Genomic DNA, 18,480 nt, shown 5'->3' on the forward strand with positions numbered 1-18,480 from the left:
AAAAGCAGCGTAATCCACCCAGCCATGGCCAGAAACGGGCCGAAGGGAAGGGCCTGACCGCGCAGCCGTGGAATCGCGACTTGCACGATGATGCCGATCACCGCGCCGACTCCGGCAGACAGAATCAGCAGCAGCGGCAACATTTCCCAGCCCGTCCAGGCACCCAGCGCCGCCAGCAGCTTGAAATCCCCATAGCCCATGCCTTCCTTGCCGGTAACCAGTTTGAACAACCAGTAGAAAGACCACAGCACCAGATAGCCCGCTATTGCTCCAAGCACCGCGCTCTCCAGCAGCCAAGGCTGAAACATCAGCTGATAGAGCAAACCCAGCCAGAGCAGGGGCAGCGTCAAAATATCCGGCAGTAGCTGAGTGCGCAGATCGATCAATGCCAGGGTCAGCAGTATCAGGCAGGCAATACTGATCAGCACGCCTGCGCCATTAAAGCCGTTGAGTACCACCACCGCTAGCACCAAAGCGCCGCTGGCAAGTTCCACCAGCGGATACTGAATACTGATCGACTCACCGCAGTGAGCGCAGCGCCCCCGACGCTTGAGATAGCCCAGCAATGGCACATTATCGTGCCAGGCAATCGGCGTGGCGCAGTGCGGGCACTGGGAGCGGGGCTTAGTCAGAGTAACCCTGGGTAGATCCGAATCGGTTTCCTCCGGCAACGCCAGCGCCGAGCGGGCCTCCGCACGCCACTGCATCATCAACATACCCGGCAGCCGCGCCACCACCACATTGATGAAAGAGCCCAGAATCAGACCGAGCATGGCCGCTAAGGGCCACGCAATGATAGAAGGAAGGTCGTTGTACAAGATAGCCTCTGTAAACGGACAAGACGTAAAATTCGACTTGCTAGATGAAGTCGGCGAGTTTAGACAAGCTCTCGTTAGGAAGCCCAGAGAAGTCAGCGAGCGCAGCTCAGACCAGGCAAAAATCGGCGAATGAGCGGAATTTACTGGGTGTAAATGAGCATCATGAGCCGATTTTTAACGCCGTATGAGCAAAGCGCAGCCACTTTCGCACTAGATAGCGTTGCCCATTTCGAAGATGGGCAGATACATGGATACTACCAATCCCCCCACCATCGTCCCCAGCACAACAATGATAAACGGCTCAAGCAGCGAGGTCAGGGCATCCACCTTGTTGTCCACGACCTCCTCGTAGAAATCCGCCACCTTGTTGAGCATCGCATCCAGGGAGCCTGCTTCTTCGCCGATGCTGACCATCTGGGTCGCCAGTACAGGAAATAGATCGGTACTGCGCATGGCAAAGTTGAGGCGCTGGCCGTTGGATACATCCTCGCGAATCCGAAGAATCGCCCGCTCGTAGACTTTGCTGTCCACGGCGCCAGACGCGGTCTCCAGGGCCTCGACCAAGGGCACGCCGGCATTGAAGGTGGTGGCAAGCGTTCGCGCAAAACGCGCCACGGATGACTTGTCGATGATGTCGCCCAGCACCGGCAAGCGCAGCATCAGCTGATGCATCTTGTAGGCAAACGCCTCGGAGCGCTGCATGGCCTGACGCATGCCTAGCACGAACAGGATCATGCCGCCCAGGGCATAATACCAATAGTTCTGTGCCGCTTCGGACATGGCGATGGTCATGCGAGTCATTGCAGGAAGCTCGGCGCCGAAACCGGCAAATAGCGTCTCGAACTGCGGTACCACCTTGATCAGCAGCAGCGCTGTCACGCCGATTCCCACCCCGATGACCGCTACCGGGTAGTACATGGCCTTGCGCACCCGGGCCTTGAGGGATTCGATCTTCTCCTTGTAGGAAGCCACACGCTCCAGCATTCGATCCAAGGCGCCTGCCTGCTCGCCGGCTCGAACCATGTTGGTGAATAAACGATCGAAATGGCGCGGATGCTTGCCCAGCGCCTCGGAGAAGCTGGCGCCGGCGGCCACATCCTCGGCAAGACGTTGAACCAGATCCCGCATCGCGGGATTCTGCAGGTTTTCCGCCACCACATTGAACGCCTGCAGAACCGGAACACCGGCGCGAATCATGGTCGCCATCTGACGGGCGAACAGCATCACGTCCCGAGGCTTGACCTTCCCCCGACCGCCAAACAGGCTGCTCTTCTTGCGCACGTTCTTGATCAGAATGCCCTGCTTGGCGAGTTCCTGTTCCACCTCGCCTTTCAGGGCCGCGACCTGTTCACCCTTGATCGACTTGCCTTGATTGTTCTTGCCGGTCCATTGCCAGCGATGCAGCTTGGCCTGCTCGTGCGGCTTGTAGCGCCGAGCGGCCCGTGCGGTAGTAGCCATGATGTTTATCCCTGTGTATGCGTTTTTTAGTGTCGTTCTGGGTCGGTCTTGGCAACTCGCCCGAACGTACATTTTTCTGGAGTCACTGTATAAACGCCTGCACGAGCGAATCGCTGCGTTGCGCCTTGCGCTTCATCCCGTTCGTCTATTTATTCAGCAACTCCTTTACTGCGTTATCTTGTTCTAATCTTTCGTGACGCGATTGATCTCCTCCAAACTGGTCGCGCCCTCTAATACTTTGAGCAAACCGCTGCGTCGCAGATCCGGCAGGCCTTCCTCCCGGGCCTGAGCATCGAGTTGCAAGGAGTTGCCTTGCTGCATGATCAGCTGGCTCATGGCCTCGCTGACCGGTACCACCTCGTAAATACCGACGCGGCCTTTATAACCTAGCGTACATTTATCACAGCCAACGGCCTGGTAGATGCTCCCCTGGTCGATTTCCTCTTGAGTGCAGCCTTCCTTTATCAGCACCTCGGCGGGGATGGCGGCGGGCTTCTTGCACTCAGGGCAGAGCTTGCGGGCCAGCCGCTGGGCAATGATCAGTGATACGGAGCTGGCGATGTTGAAAGGCGCCACTCCCATGTTCTGCAAACGGGTGAGGGTTTCCGCCGCGGAGTTGGTGTGCAGTGTCGATAGCACCAGGTGGCCGGTTTGGGAGGCCTTGACCGCGATTTCTGCGGTCTCCAGATCGCGAATCTCACCCACCATCACCACGTCCGGGTCCTGGCGCAGGAAGGCGCGCAAGGCGCTGGCAAAATCCAGGCCGATCTTGGGCAGCACGTTGACCTGATTGACCCCCGCCACCTTGATCTCTACCGGGTCTTCCGCAGTGGAAATATTGCGCTCTTCGGTATTGAGGATGTTCAGGCCGGTATAAAGGCTCACGGTCTTGCCGCTACCGGTTGGCCCGGTGACCAGAATCATGCCCTGAGGCTGAGCCAGAGCACGCTCGTACATCGTCTTCTGGGTCGGGGTGAAGCCCAGCGCATCGATACCCAGCCGAGCGGAGGCGGGGTCAAGAATACGCAGCACGATCTTCTCGCCGTAGACCGTCGGCAGCGTATTGACACGAAAATCGATGGAGCGATTCTTGCCCAGGTTGAGCTTGATCGCCCCGTCCTGGGGCAAGCGCCGTTCGGAGATATCCAGCCGCGCCATGACCTTGAGTCGCGCCGCGATGCGGGTCCGCATGCTGAAAGGCGGGCGCACCACCTCATGCAGCACGCCATCGATACGAAAGCGCACGCGAAAACTGCTTTCATAAGTCTCGACGTGAATGTCCGAGGCCCCGCGTTTGATGGCATCCAATAGAATGCGATTGACGAACTTGACTACCGGCGCATCGTCTTCCGAGGCGGTGATGCCTGCATTGTCTTCGTCGCCAGTATCCTCGTCGTAATCCAGATCCTCGATGGCCTCATCCCCGGCCAAGGCATCCAGCACGTTGTTCGCATCTTCCTGGGCAAGATAGTGCTCCAGGGTCGGCACCAGCTGATCGACGCAGGCCAGCACTGCTTCCACGTTCATGCCGATGGCGAACTGCAACTCGTCAAGTAGCGCCAGGGTGGAAGGGAAGGGCACCGCCACGGTCAAACGATGCTTGGTGCGCCTCAAAGGCATGATGCGATGACGGCGCAGAATCTTCTCCGGCATCTCATTGGCGGGTGGCAACGAATCCTGGCTTAGCGCCGTGAGATCCACGATCGGCAGGCCATACTCCCAGGCAGCAACCATCGTCGCGGAGCGAGAATTTATCTCCTTGTGCTCGATCAGATACTCGAGCAAGCAAATATCTTGCTCTGCGGCTTGATGCTCCGCCTCTTTCGCACCGGCCTCATCCAACAACCCCTCTTCCACGAACCGCCGAGACAGTCCCTGCAACGCCGAATGCTGCGCCATGGCTGCGCCGTCGCCGGGCGTTTGAGCCTTGCGGCGATCGCTGGGAAATGCAGGGTTCGAGGGTGGAGACGAGGACATGGCACAAAGCCCTTTATCAATACAAGTTGTGAATGCAGTTTTAGGCGCAGGTGATAGATACAAGCGTTGACGACCTATCGCCGGTACTACCTTCTATCGGCCATTTGAGGTTAGAGCATTAGTATTCCAAACGGATGTTTTGTTAGTAAATGTAACGCATGGGAATGAGAATAGAGTAGGTAGCAGGAAGAAGTGGCCAAGAGGCAAAGAAAGGAGGCAAAAAAGAGAAGTAAAAATTAGGAAACAGGGAGTTGGTAGAGATGAAAAACGAAAGAGAAAGAGAAAGAGAAAGGAAGACCTTGGGCCTTGATACAATCGCAGTAAAAATTCTAAAGCTGCCGTGACCCTCGCCGATAAACAGAGTGTGAACCCGCTGGGTTCGATCAATCGCAATCGAAGAACGCTGGTTTACCAGCAATAAAAAACCAGGAAGCGCAAGCAATGATTCAGTGCTTTCCTAAGCGTCGACACGGGGAATGAATGATGAGCAAGACAATGAACAAGCAGGGCGGTTTCACGCTGATCGAACTGATGATCGTGATCGCGATCATCGGGGTGCTAGCAGCGGTGGCAATTCCGCAGTATCAAAATTACGTAGGTCGTTCTCAAGCATCAGAAGGGCTGACTTCCTCTGGCGGAATGCGTGCGGATATATCAGAGCGCACAGCAATCAATGGAGCACTGCCTGCTAATGCGGATGTCGTTGATGTCGGGACCGTAGCTTCTGCAGCAGGAAAATATGTTCAAGTGCTTAGTTGGAATGGTTCAAGAATTGGGATAAGTTTTCATCAGGGAGTTCATAGTGGAGATAATATGTGGTTGAGGCCAAATGTAGATGCCAACAATAATATTACCAGCTGGACGTGTGGTGGACTTGATAGCAAGTTTCTCCCTTCAAGCTGTCAATAATTATTGATTTTATAACATGGCCGGTATTTGCTCGGCCATGTTTCGTTTAAAATAGAATAGCAACTCAATCCCAGTTCTATTCAACTTACTCCTATGTTTATTTATCAACTACGTTAAACATGATGCTTAACTTAAGCTATTTACAAAGAAAACGAATCACATATCGCATTCCGAGGTACGCCCATGGCCATTTTTTCCGTCAACTACGATCTTCGCCTTCCCCAGGAGTACAACGAGTTCTATGACGCTCTAGAAGCTTACCCCCATATTCACGCGATGGATTCCTGCTGGTTGATTGAGGCAGATGTGGAAGCAGCGGCAATACGCGATGCGCTAGTGCCTTATATCGCTCCGGGTGATGCGATTTTCGTCAATCGGGTCAGTGATGATTGGGCAGGAGCGGGAACGCAGTGCGGTCAGTGGTTGGATCAGCGCGCCCAGAAATACGCCTGATATATGAATACTCTCTTGTAGGAGTTTGGTTTACCGAGCGATTTCGTTATCGGCCATCGCCCGGTAAACCGGGCTCCCACAAAAACCATCGAGTCATCTGTGGGAGCTCGCTTCAGCGAGCGATTCGTTACTTCACGATCCTTCGGTGCGGATAAGTTGGCATAATCCTCTATAGGGTATAAATTCATTATAATCCGCTGTAGAGGGTAGAAATGAAAATAACATCGACGGATATGCTGGCGCTGTCGCTGAAAGAGGCCCGCAAGCACTACAAGCTGACCCAACAGACCGTCGCCGAACAGGCGGGCATCAAGCAGGCGACGGTTTCTGGGTTCGAGAACTACCCGGAGAAAAGTCGCATCGAGACGCTCTTCAAGCTATTGGCTGCTCTTGACATGGAACTGCATGTGACCGAGCGGGACCAAGTCCGTCGCGACCAAGGCTGGGATCAAGAGTGGTAGCCGATGGCTAACCTTACAGTGGCGCTCAACGGTATCGAGGTTGGAAGGCTTAGCCTTGAGTCTTCCGGCGCCATGCTGTTCCGCTACCTCCCCGAGTGGGTGAATCGTCCCGGCGCGCGGGCAATCTCGCTATCGTTGCCGCTTGCCGCAACTCGTTATCGAGGGGAGGTCGTCTACAACTTCTTTGATAATCTTTTGCCGGATTCGGAGGCGATTCGCGCTAGGTTGCAGGCGAGGTTTCAGGTGGCAACTCGCCACCCCTTTGACCTGTTGGCCGCCATTGGTCGCGATTGTGTGGGCGCAATACAGCTATATCCAGTAGGAGCGACGATACCTGATGTCAATCGAGTAACGGCGGAGCCGATGGGTGACAATGCTATCGAGAGGCTGCTAAACGGCTATCAGGATTCGCCGCTCGGCATGAGCCGAGACAGTGATTTCAGAATTTCGTTGGCGGGTGCCCAGGAAAAGATAGCCTTGCTTTGGTACCAGAAAAACTGGCATCGACCCCTATCAGCCACGCCGACCAGTCATATTTTCAAGCTGCCGATCGGGTTTTTAAGCCACAGCAAAATTGATCTTCGTGAAAGCGGCGAAAATGAATGGCTGTGCCTGAAGGTTCTTGAGGCATTTGGCCTTCCGGTCGCGCAAGCCGAGTTAGCTCAGTTTGGAAAACAGACGGTGCTGGTGGTTGAAAGATTCGACCGGCGCTGGTCTCGAGATGGCAGCTGGCTGATGCGCCTACCTCAGGAAGATTTCTGCCAAGCGCTGGGAATTGCGCCGGCGCTGAAGTACGAAAGCGATGGTGGACCAGGCATCAAGGCGAGCATGAACCTGCTGATCGGCTCTCAGCAGGCGATGCAGGACCGCGATGCCTTCTTCAAGGCTCAGGTCATGTTCTGGTTACTGGCGGCAATTGATGGGCATGCCAAGAATTTCAGCTTGTTCCTTGAGCCTGAGTCGGCTTATAGGATGACGCCACTCTATGACATTATCTCGGCCTACCCCCTTATGGCCAAAGGTAGCCTGCCCTCAACAAGAGCCAAGATGGCGATGTCCCTCAAGGGGAAGAATCGCCACTATCGTTGGTCCCGCATTCAACCGCGTCACTTTATCAGCACAGCTCAGGATGTTGGTTTTTCTCGGCAGCGAGCGATTGCCGTCATGCAAGAGATACTTGCTCAAGCAGACACGGCAATGCGCCATGTGGAATCTTGTCTTCCCGCCGGCTTTCCTGAAGCTGTCAGCGGTCCGATTATCGGCGAGTTGAATCAACAGCTGAAGAGATTGCGAGAGTGGATGGAGGGTGTTGCCAATAGTGTATGAGCTGATCCTATCAGCGCTATCAGGGCGTTGAGCATCGCCCGGTAAACCGGGCTCCCACAAAAAACCATCGAGTCATCTGTGGGAACTCGCTTCAGCGAGCGATGGACTATCAATAATCGCCGAGTAAACCGGACTCCCACCAATATCGGTTTCTTCAATACAGCGCTTGTTCTTCCACGACCACTTCCTTCAACACGTCCAGATACAGCTTATCCGCTTCGGAGTGTTCGCTCGGGTCTTCCGGGATATGGGTGCTGGTGGTATCGGATATCTCGTTGGCGATTCTTGCCAGCAACTCCTGCTCGCTGACGTAATCCCCGCCGGCATTCTCGCTGCGTTCCCGATAGGCCCGCCGCGCTATTTCGAGGGATTGTTCAAGAATCTGCGGGTCCTGCAGTAGCTTCTTGATGAAGTGCCGCAGCTCGTTGATCACACGCACTTTCTGCATTTCGGAACTGGCCATGACGAGGGCTCCCGGGGCTGGACGATTATAGTGCGACGATAGCATGCCCAAGTCCTGATCGTCAGTTGCGGATACACTGCGGCGAACTGACGCAGCTGTTCACCATGCATCCGCGACGAGCCACGCACTCCTGCGCTCGAATCAAACCCTCCATCTCCGGTTCACTTCAGTGACATCGATAGTGCGAAAAAGGGTTCTTGTTTTGCCTCTCATCTCACGTAGAATCGAATAATACTTTTGTGTGCAAATAAATAGTGAGTCTTCTAGTCAATATGAAGATTCTCAATACCCTGGTTTCCCTGATCCGACAATTCAAGTGACGCCCAGACGCCACAGGCGCCGGCTTGTCCGGTGCAAACGAGGAACTCATTGATGCGGTTGTTTTTATCCACGCTTTCACTTCTTCCCCTTGCTTTTCTGACCCCTTCCACCGCCCAGGCAGCTCCCGGTGTGGAGTCACTGCGCGAGGCAGTGCAGCAGGCGGTCACGGAAAACCCGGAGGTGCGGGCCAGCTGGAACGATTTTCAGGCTGCCATGGACGAGGTGGATGTGGCCCGGGGCGGGTATTTTCCCAGCGTGGACGTCAATGCCGGGGTGGGGCAGGAGTATCGCGGCAAGGATGACCGAGGTAGCTATGACTCGAACTTTGCCGAGATCACCCTGACCCAGATGCTGTGGGACGGCTTGGATACCGCCAGCGAGGTCAAGCGCCTCGATCGTGCCAAGCTTGCCAGCTACTACGAGCTGATGCGCACCAGCAACGACGTGGCACTGGACGTGGCCCGGGCTTACCAGGATGTGCGGCGCTATCGGGAGCTGGTGCGACTGGCCAAGGAGAACTACGCCAAGCACCTGCAGGTTTTCGATCAGACCGAGCAGCGGGCCCGGTCCGGTGCCGGGCGTCGGGTGGATCTGGAGCAAATTGATGGGCGTCTGGCCTTGGCGGAATCGAACCTGTTAACGGAAGCCTCCAATCTGCATGACGTAAGCGCGCGATTTCAGCGTCTGGTAGGCACGCTCCCTTCAGACAACCTGGCGCCGCTGCCGGATTTCGACGAGCGCCTGCCGGCATCAATCAATGAGGCGGTTCAAGCAGCCTTCGAGGGCAATCCCGGCTTTCATGCCGCGATCGAGAACATCGAGGCTGCCCGCGCGGAAGAGCGGGGCACGCGCTCCGGCTTTCACCCTCAGTTCGACTTTCGTGCCCGCACCGGCACCAATAACGGCGACGGCGTCACCGGTCGCTACGATGAAGGCAGCGTCGAGATTGTCGCCAGCATGAACCTGTATCGGGGCGGCTCGGATCTGGCCTCCTATCGTCGCGCCAGCGATCTGGTGAATCGGGCCAAGGATCTGCGGGACAAGGAGTGCGTGGACCTGCGCCAGACCACCACCATTGCCTACAACGATGCGCGGCGCATCAGCGAACAGCTCAACTATCTCAATCAGCACCGCCTGTCGATCGGCCGGGTGCGGGGCGCCTATCAGCAGCAGTTCGATATCGGCCAGCGCACCCTGCTGGACGTGCTGGACTCCGAGAACGAATATTTCCAGGCCAGCCGCGCCTACGCCAATGCGGAATTCGATCTGGCCCTGGCCCGAGCTCGTACGCTGGCGGCCATGGGTCAGCTATTGCCGGCCCTTGAGGTTTCGCGACGCGGCGTTCCTTCCTTGGCGGAGCTGGGCAGCGACGGCGCCAATATCGATGCAGACTCGATCTGCCCATCGCCTGCGCCCTCAAGCTACAGCCTGGAAACGCTGACCGCGGACCTGAGACGCGACCAGCGCGCTGGTCGCTAGGGGCTTCTCGTGACCAGCCAGTTTGTACCGGACCCAAGCCCGGTCAAGGGCGGCGATCTGCTCGAATGCCTGCGCATCCTGGCCCGCGCTCATGATCGAAGTCTAACCCCGGAAGCGGCGCTAGCGGGGTTGCCCCTTGAAAACGGCGAGCTGACGCCGAGTGTTTTTCCTCGTGCGGCGGCCCGGGCCGGACTGACGGCGCGCCAGATTCGCTGCTCGCTTACCCGGCTCAACCCTCAGCTGTTTCCCGTCATCCTGCTGTTGGAGCCTGGCCGGGCCTGCGTGCTGCTGAGCCTAGATACAGAACAAGGCCAAGCTCGAATTGCCTACCCGGAGCTTGGCGAGGCGGCAGTAGAGCTGCCCTTGGAGGAATTGCAGGCCCGCTACAGCGGCCGCGCCCTCTATGCCCGCCCGCAGTTTCGCTATGATGCCCGCAGCCCAGAAGTGCGTCAGCAGAAGCAGCGGCACTGGTTCTGGGGCGTCATCCTTGAGAATCGCAGCCTCTACCGGGATGTGCTGATCGCGTCCATCGTGATCAATCTGTTTGCCATCGCCATGCCGCTATTCGTGATGAACGTCTACGACCGGGTGGTGCCGAATCAGGCCACGGAAACTCTCTGGGCCCTGGCTGTCGGCATCTTTCTGGTACTGTGTTTCGATCTGATTCTGCGTCTGACGCGCAATGCCTTCGTCGATCTGGCCGCCAGTCGGGCGGATGTCAAACTCTCCTCTAAATTGATGCAGCGGGTGTTGGGCATGCGCATGGAAGCGCGACCAGCCTCCACCGGCTCCTTTGCCTCCACGCTGCAGTCCTTCGAGTCCGTGCGCGGGTTCATTGGCTCAGCGACGGTGGTGAGCCTGGTGGATCTGCCTTTTGTGCTGCTGTTCGCCGGCATCATCGCCATCATCTCGCCCTATCTAATCATTCCCATTGTGATCGGCGTCGTTTTCGTGCTGCTTTACGCTCTGGCGGCCCAGAGCAAGATGCATGAGCTTTCCGAGACCACCTGGCGGGTCGGGGCCCAGCGCAACGCCACCCTGGTAGAGAGCCTGGCCAATCTGGAGACCGTGAAAACCCTGCGTGGCGAAGGGCGCATTCAGGGGATATGGGAAAAGACCACCGCGTTCTTGTCCCGCACTTCGGCGCAAATGCGCCTGCTGGGTTCGTCCGTGGGCAGCGTGGCCCAGTGGACCCAGCAGAGCGTGGCAGTGGCGATCATCATCATCGGCGTCTATCTGATCGTTGCCGGTGACTTGAGCCAAGGCGGCTTGATCGCGGCCTATCTGTTGTCGTCCCGGGCCATGGCGCCGGTGAGTCAGGCAGCGGCCTTGATGGCCCAATATCACAATGCCTCAACGGCGCTGACATCCCTTAACGAGGTGATGGAGAAACCTGAGGAGCGCCCGGAAGGGCGGCAGTACGTCAGTCGTGCCCAGGTGAACGGTCATCTCGAGCTGCGCGGGGTGACCCTGCGCTATCCGAATGAAGAACGAGACGCGCTGCGGGATGTGTCGTTGAAAATTCGTGCCGGCGAGAAGGTGGCGGTGCTGGGTCGCATGGGCTCGGGTAAATCCACCCTCAACAAGCTACTGCAGGGACTTTATCAGCCGACCGCCGGGGCGGTGATGGTGGACGACGTGGATATTCGCCAGCTCGATCCTATCGAACTACGGCGACATATAGGCTATGTGCCTCAGGATATCAGCCTGTTTTACGGCTCCCTGCGGGACAACATTGTAGCCGCCGGCGGCAGCGATGGCATTGATGACGAGGCGCTGCTGCGCTCGCTCAAGATCGGCGGGCTCGAGTCCATGGTCTCCGCCCACCCACAAGGGGTGGAGATGCCCGTGGGGGAACGTGGGGGGCTGCTTTCCGGCGGTCAGCGTCAGAGCGTGGCGATTGCCCGCGCCCTGGTGAACGACCCGCAGATTCTATTGCTGGATGAGCCCACCAGCGCCATGGATCACGCCGGGGAAGAAGCCTTCAAGCGCAAACTGGCGGTCTATGCCAAATCCAGAACGCTGATTGTCATGACCCATCGCAGCTCCTTGCTGGCCTTGATGGATCGCATTGTGGTGATGGACGGCGGACGCGTCGTGGCGGACGGACCCAAGGACGAGGTGATCGAGGCGCTGCGCAGCGGCAAGATCGGGAGGGCCAGTCAGTGAGCGACGCTCTCTCCTCTAGCCCAAGAAAAAGCGCGGAACAGCGCGGCTTCGAATCCCTGGGGCGTGTGTCTGAGGGCGGCGGCAAGGCGTTTCGGCCTTTGATAGACCGGTGTCTGCTGCACATCTGGAGCGGGACTGGGCTAGCGACGCGGACTGGGCGCGCATGCAGCAGGACCCAATGCGGGCGCGAGTGCTGCTCTATCTAGTGGTGATCGCGCTGATCGGGCTGATCGCCTGGGCCGCCGTTGCCGAGATCGACGAGGTAACCAAGGGGGCGGGCCGGGTCATTCCTTCTTCCAAGCTCAAGGTCATCCAGTCTTTCGACGGCGGCGTGGTAAAGGAGCTGGACGTGAAGGAAGGGCAGATTGTCGAAAAAGGCCAGCTCTTGATGCGCATCGACCCGACTCGCTTCGTCTCTTCCTTTCGTGAAGGGGTAGCCAAATCCCTGGCGCTGCAGGCCAAGACAGCACGCCTGCGGGCGCTCTCCAACGATCAGCCTTTCGTGCCCACGCCAGAATTGCTGGAACAGGCTCCTGCCCTGGCCGCTCATGAACGCAGGCTTTACGAGACCAGCCAGCAGGCGCTTGAAGAAGCCCAATCCATTGCCCGAGAGCAGCTGACCCAGCGCCGGGAAGAACTCAAGGAAGCCGAGGCCCGCTTCAATCAGGCCTCTCGTGCGCTGAATCTAGCCTCTCGGGAGCTCAATCTGACCCGGCCGCTGCTGGACTCCGGGGCGGTCTCCGAGGTGGAGATATTGCGCCTGGACCGGGAGGTTTCCAACGCCCGGGGCGAGCGCAATCAGGCCAGTGCCCAGATGGCCAGGCTCAAGGCGGCCATCGAGGAAGCCCAGGGCAAGGTGCGAGAAGTGACCCTGGACATGCAGAACGAGTGGCGGGTAGCGCTCTCCGAGACCTTGGGGCAGTTGGCAGCGCTCAAGGAGAGCAATGTCGGCTTGCAGGACAAGGTGAGCATGGCGGAGATCCATTCCCCGGTGGCGGGCACCATCCAGCGGTTGAACGTCACGACCCTGGGCGGCGTCGTTCAACCCGGGCAGGACGTGGTGGAGATCGTGCCCAGCGACGACCAGCTATTGGTAGAAGCCCGCATCGCCCCCCAGGATATTGCCTTCTTGCGTCCGGGGCAGTCGGCGTTTGTAAAGTTCACCGCCTATGACTTCGCCATTTACGGCGGTATGCAGGCCACCCTCGAGCATATCAGCGCCGACACCATCACCGATGACGAAGGCAACACCTTCTATCTGGTGCGAGTGCGCACCGAAGACACGGCGCTGGGGGAAGATCTGACGATCATTCCCGGCATGACCGCTCAAGTGGATATTCGCACCGGCAAGCGCACGGTGCTCGAGTATCTGCTCAAGCCGATTCTACGCATCAAGGGCAACGCGCTGACGGAACGCTGACGCAGCCAACGCCACTATAAAAAACGCCGGTGCCCGCTTCAGCGGGATTGGCACAAGAAATTTATCCGCTCGCAGGGAGCTGATTCATGGCAACACCAATTGCAACCGTACTTTCCGTTATTGGCCAAGCCTGGGCGCGAGACGCCGACGGTAATCTACGCGCATTGAAACCCGGCGACGTACTGCTCGAGAACGAGGAGGTGCTAACCTCCGGTAGCGGCAGCGTCCGGCTCGAATTTGCCGATGCAAACGTCACGACGATCGGCCCGGACGATCGTGTTTTCCTGCTGGCGGACATGGATGCAGAGCAGGCGCAAGACGCCGTCGAGCTGAACGACAACATCGAAGCGCTGTTGACGGCGATTGAACAGGGCGATGACGACCTGCTTAACATATTGCCGTCGCCCACTGCCGGCCCTGGCGCTGGCGGCGGCGGGGGTGGCAGCCACTCCTTCGTGCGTCTTGAACGCATCAACGAGAATGTCGAGCCGTTGAGCTTTGATGTCGCGAACGCACAAGACAATGCCCGGGAACTGCCCCGTGGAGGCGCTGGCAACGCGTTTGGCGATCAAACGATTACGGACGACAACGAAATACTGCCCGACGATACCCAGCCCGACAGCGGTAATGCCGGTGATTCCGACGATGGCGGAGATGCTGGCGCCGGTGACAATGTCACAGACGGCGGCAACGACGGTTCGAACACTGGTGGTGATGACGGATCAAGCGGCGACGTTGGTGGCTCGGGTGACGGCAACGGTTCGGGTGGCAACGTTGATGGCTCGGGTGGCGGCAACGTAGATGGCCCGGACTCGGGTAATGGCTCGACTGACGGCAACGGCAGTTCGGGCAACGTTGGCACGGATGGCGATAATGATGGTTCGACTGACGGCGATGATTCTTCAGGTGGCGGCCCTGTCAGCAACCGCGCACCAAACGCGGTAAGTGATACCGCATCGGGGCCGGAAGACACGCAGGTAACCGGCAATGTACTGGATAATGACAGCGATCCGGACGGTAATTCACTAAGCTTCATTGGCTTCAGTATCGACGGTGTCGACTATGCCGCGGGTGATATCGCCGAGCTTGAAGGCATCGGCTCGCTGACTATCCAAAGTGACGGCAGCTACATTTTTACGCCGCTCGAGAACTGGAATGGCCAGGTGCCGGCGGTCGGTTATACGATCACTGATGGTAGGCGCACGGCAGCTGCCGAGCTAAATCTGACGGTTACGGCGGTGAATGACGCACCAGTTGCGGAAAGCGATACCGTCACCGGTGACGAAGACGCGCCGCTGACCGGTAACGTATTGACCAATGATCGCGACGTTGATGAAGATTCGCTGAGTGTCAGCGGATTTAGTATCGATAGCGTTGAATACACCGCTGGCGACACAGCCGAGCTGGAAGGCATCGGCTCGCTCGTCATTCAAACCGACGGCAGCTACACCTTCACCCCCATTGAAAACTGGAACGGCCAAGTTCCGGCGGTTAGCTACACCATCACCGATGGAAATTTGACCGATACCGCTGAACTCCAGCTAACTGTAACGCCGGTCAACGATGCACCGATTGCTCAGGACGATACTGCTACCGGCGATGAAGACACTGTTGTTAGCGGTAACGTTCTCGCAAACGATGGCGACATTGATGGTGACTCGCTCACCGTCGCCGAATTTACGATTGGTGATGATATTTACCAGGCGGGCGAAACCGCTGAACTGGAAGGCATTGGATCGCTGGTGATCGCGAGCGACGGCAGTTACACCTTCACGCCGGTCGAAAACTGGAACGGCCAGGTGCCGGCAGTCAGCTACACCGTCACCGATGGAGAGCTGACCGATACCGCCGAACTGAATTTGACCGTATCGGCGGTCAATGATGCACCGATAGCTGAGAACGACATTGCCACCGGTGATGAAGACGCGGTGATCACTGGTAACGTTCTCACTAACGATAGCGATGTCGATGGCGACTCTCTGACGGTCAGCGAATTCACCGTTAACGGAAATACCTATCAAGTCGGCGAAACCGCCGAGCTTGAGAGTATTGGCTCGCTAACCATCCAAACCGATGGCAACTACACCTTCACTCCGGTCGAGAACTGGAACGGTCAGGTTCCGACGATCAGCTACACCATCACCGACGGCGAATTGACAGATATCGCTGAACTCCAGCTGACTATAACGGCGGTCAACGATGCACCGGTCGCTCAGAACGATACCGCCATCGGTGATGAAGACGCGCCGCTGGCCGGCAACGTGTTGGCTAACGACAGCGATGTCGATGGCGATTCGCTCACCGTCAGCGGTTTTACTGTCGGCGGCATTGACTATGCAGTTGGCGAAACCGCTGAGCTAGAAAATATCGGTTCACTGGTTATCCAAACTGACGGCCGCTATACCTTCACCCCGGTTGAAAACTGGAATGGTCAGGTACCGGCGATTAGCTATACCATCACCGATGGGGAGCTAACCGATACCGCCGAGCTGCAGCTGACTGTGACAGCAGTCAATGATGCACCTGTTGCTGAATCGGATAGCGCTACCGGTGACGAAGATGCCGTTCTGACGGGTAACGTTCTTGATAACGACAGCGACGTTGATGGTGATCGGCTCACCGTTAGTAACTTCAGCATTGATGGTGTTGAATACGCCGCCGGCGACACAGCCGAACTAGAAGATATCGGCTCGCTAACTATCCAAACCGACGGCAGCTATACCTTCACCCCGGTCGAGAACTGGAACGGCCAGGTGCCGACAGTCAGCTACACCGTTACCGACGGAGAACTCACTGATTCCGCCGAGTTGAATTTAGAAGTGACCGCGGTCAACGATGCGCCGGTGGCTCAGAACGACATTGCTACTGGTAGTGAAGACACTGTTGTTAGCGGCAACGTTCTCGCGAACGACGGCGACATTGATGGCGACTCGCTTACCGTCACCGAATTCACGATCGGTGGTGACATTTACCAGGCCGGTGAAACCTCTGAGCTTGAGGGTATTGGCTCGCTGGTCATTCAAACCGACGGCAACTATACCTTTACGCCGGTCGAAAACTGGAACGGCCAAGTACCCTCAGTCAGCTACACCGTCACCGATGGAAATTTGACCGATACCGCTGAGCTAAATCTGATTGTGACTGCGGTGAATGACGCACCGGTTGCTCAGAACGACAATGCTACTGGTGACGAGGACGCCGCGATCACTGGCAACGTCCTCAATAACGATAGCGACGTTGATGACGATTCGCTCACCGTTAGTGATTTCACAATTGTTGATACGACCTATCAGGCCGGCGAGGCTGCTGAGCTAGAAGGCATCGGCACGCTGGTGGTCGCGAGCGACGGCAGCTACATCTTTACCCCGGTAGAGAATTGGAACGGCCAAGTTCCGACAGTCAGCTACACCATTACTGATGGAAGGCTGACCGATACCGCTGAGCTAAATTTGACCGTAACGGCGATCAATGACTCGCCAGTTGCGCAAGACGATAGCGCCGTTGGTGATGAAGACGCGCCGCTGACCGGCAACGTGTTGACTAACGACAGCGACTTCGATGGTGATTCGCTCACCGTCACCGAATTTACGATTGGTGATGACACTTATCAGGCGGGCCAAACCGCTGAGCTAGAAGGCATTGGCTCGCTGGTCATTGAAAGCGACGGCAGCTACACCTTCACCCCGATCGAAAATTGGAATGGGCAAGTTCCGACAGTCAGCTACATAGTCACAGATGGTGAACTGACCGATACCGCTGAGCTAAATCTGGAAGTGACACCGGTCAATGACGCACCGGTTGCCCAAGACGACACTGCAACCGGCGATGAAGATGCTCCGCTAAACGGCAATGTGTTGGCTAATGACAGCGACGTTGATGGCGACTCGCTTACTGTCAAGGATTTCACAGTTGATAATACGACTTATCAGGCCGGCGAGACTGCAGAGCTAGAAGGCATCGGCTCGTTGATCATTGCCAGCGACGGCCGCTACACCTTTACGCCGGTTGAGAACTGGAATGGCCAAGTTCCGACGATCAGCTACACCATCACTGATAATGAACTGACCGATACCGCCGAGCTGCAGCTGACTGTGACGGTGGTGAACGATGCGCCAGTTGCTCAGAACGACACTGCTACCGGTGACGAAGACGCCATTATCACTGGCAACGTTCTCGCCAACGACAGCGATATTGATGGTGACGCGCTTACCGTCACCGAATTCACGATCGGTAATGATATTTACCAGGCGGGCGAAACCGCTGAACTGGAAGGCATTGGATCGCTGGTGATCGCGAGCGACGGCAGTTACACCTTCACGCCGGTCGAAAACTGGAACGGCCAAGTTCCGACGATCAACTACACCGTCACCGATGGGGAGCTGACCGATACCGCTGAGCTAAATCTGGAAGTAACGGCGGTCAACGACGCGCCGGTCGCTCAGGACGATAGCTTCACCAGTGACGAGGACACCGTTCTCAGCGGCAATGTGTTAGCCGATGATAGCGATGTTGATGGCGACTCGCTTACTGTCAAGGATTTCACAATTGATGATACGACTTATCAGGCCGGCGAGACTGCAGAGCTAGAAGGTATTGGCTCGCTCGTAATTGCCGGCGACGGTAACTACACCTTTACCCCGGTCGAGAACTGGAACGGTCAGGTTCCGACGATCAGCTATACCGTTACCGATGGGGAACTGACAGACACGGCTGAGCTACAGCTGACCGTGACAGCAGTCAACGACGCACCAGTTGCGGAAAACGATAGCGTCACCGGCGACGAAGACGACATTATCACTGGCAATGTGTTAGCTAACGACAGCGATGTCGATGGCGACTCGCTCACCGTTAGCGATTTCACAATTGGTGACACCACCTATCAGCCCGGCGTCACAGCTGAGCTAGAAGATATCGGCTCGCTAACTATCCAAACCGACGGCAGCTATACCTTTACGCCAGTCGAGAACTGGAACGGTCAGGCTCCAACGGTCAGCTACACCATCACCGATGGCGAACTGACAGACACTGCCGAGCTGAGTCTGACTGTGACAGAGGTCAACGATGCGCCGATCGCCCAACCCGACAGCGCCAGTGGCGATGAAGACACTGTTGTTAGCGGCAACGTTCTCGCGAACGACAACGATGTTGATGGCGATTCGCTCACCGTCAGCGGTTTTACCGTCGGCGGCATTGACTATGCAGTTGGCGAGACTGCTGAGCTAAAAA

12 protein-coding genes are annotated in these 18,480 nt (G+C 57.1%); 8 read left to right on the forward strand and 4 right to left on the reverse strand.

What is annotated here, in order from left to right:
• The 3 genes from CH74_RS16425 to pilB all read right to left on the reverse strand — a co-directional run.
• Positions 1–773, reverse strand: a 773-nt coding sequence (locus CH74_RS16425; RefSeq protein WP_048308617.1) for an A24 family peptidase, incomplete at its 3' end; no start/stop codon positions are given.
• A 255-nt stretch (positions 774–1,028) separates the two neighbouring features.
• Positions 1,029–2,276, reverse strand: a complete 1,248-nt coding sequence (locus CH74_RS16435) for a type II secretion system F family protein (protein WP_048308619.1) — start codon at positions 2,274–2,276, stop codon at positions 1,029–1,031.
• Between the two features lie 183 nt (positions 2,277–2,459).
• Complete coding sequence (gene pilB / locus CH74_RS16445; RefSeq protein ID WP_048308621.1) at positions 2,460–4,175, reverse strand: type IV-A pilus assembly ATPase PilB; 1,716 nt, start codon at positions 4,173–4,175, stop codon at positions 2,460–2,462.
• 561 nt (positions 4,176–4,736) lie between these two features.
• Here pilB and CH74_RS19875 point away from each other — a divergent pair.
• The 4 genes from CH74_RS19875 (at position 4,737) to CH74_RS16460 (ending at position 7,402) form a co-directional block, all read left to right on the forward strand.
• Positions 4,737–5,162, forward strand: coding sequence for a pilin (locus CH74_RS19875; protein WP_301280866.1), 426 nt, complete (start codon positions 4,737–4,739; stop codon positions 5,160–5,162).
• A gap of 183 nt (positions 5,163–5,345) precedes the next feature.
• Positions 5,346–5,615 carry a hypothetical protein gene (locus CH74_RS16450; RefSeq protein ID WP_048308622.1) on the forward strand — a complete coding sequence of 90 codons (270 nt, stop codon included), beginning with the start codon at positions 5,346–5,348 and terminating at the stop codon, positions 5,613–5,615.
• 212 nt (positions 5,616–5,827) lie between these two features.
• Positions 5,828–6,076, forward strand: a complete 249-nt coding sequence (locus CH74_RS16455; protein ID WP_048308623.1) for a helix-turn-helix domain-containing protein — start codon at positions 5,828–5,830, stop codon at positions 6,074–6,076.
• A 3-nt stretch (positions 6,077–6,079) separates the two neighbouring features.
• Positions 6,080–7,402, forward strand: coding sequence for a type II toxin-antitoxin system HipA family toxin (locus tag CH74_RS16460; RefSeq protein WP_048308624.1), 1,323 nt, complete (start codon positions 6,080–6,082; stop codon positions 7,400–7,402).
• 154 nt (positions 7,403–7,556) lie between these two features.
• Here the strand turns inward: CH74_RS16460 and CH74_RS16465 are convergent, their stop codons facing one another.
• Positions 7,557–7,865, reverse strand: a complete 309-nt coding sequence (locus CH74_RS16465; RefSeq protein WP_048308625.1) for a hypothetical protein — start codon at positions 7,863–7,865, stop codon at positions 7,557–7,559.
• 372 nt (positions 7,866–8,237) lie between these two features.
• On the opposite strand from CH74_RS16465, the gene CH74_RS16470 reads away from it, so the two are divergent.
• The 4 genes from CH74_RS16470 to CH74_RS16485 form a co-directional block, all read left to right on the forward strand.
• The gene (locus CH74_RS16470; RefSeq protein WP_048308626.1) at positions 8,238–9,665 is read left to right on the forward strand and encodes a TolC family outer membrane protein; all 1,428 of its coding nucleotides are present in this window, start codon (positions 8,238–8,240) and stop codon (positions 9,663–9,665) included.
• Positions 9,666–9,674: 9 nt separating this feature from the next.
• Positions 9,675–11,834 (forward strand): type I secretion system permease/ATPase, encoded by a 2,160-nt coding sequence (locus CH74_RS16475; protein ID WP_048308627.1) that lies wholly within the window; start codon positions 9,675–9,677, stop codon positions 11,832–11,834.
• Between the two features lie 109 nt (positions 11,835–11,943).
• On the forward strand, positions 11,944–13,254 hold the full coding sequence (locus tag CH74_RS16480; protein ID WP_048308629.1) for an HlyD family type I secretion periplasmic adaptor subunit: 1,311 nt from the start codon (positions 11,944–11,946) through the stop codon (positions 13,252–13,254).
• 86 nt (positions 13,255–13,340) lie between these two features.
• Positions 13,341–18,480: retention module-containing protein (locus tag CH74_RS16485; protein WP_048308631.1), on the forward strand; the 5,140-nt coding region annotated here is incomplete at its 3' end.

It is taken from the genome of Halomonas sp. PR-M31, from assembly GCF_001039575.1.
GTDB lineage: Bacteria > Pseudomonadota > Gammaproteobacteria > Pseudomonadales > Halomonadaceae > Modicisalibacter.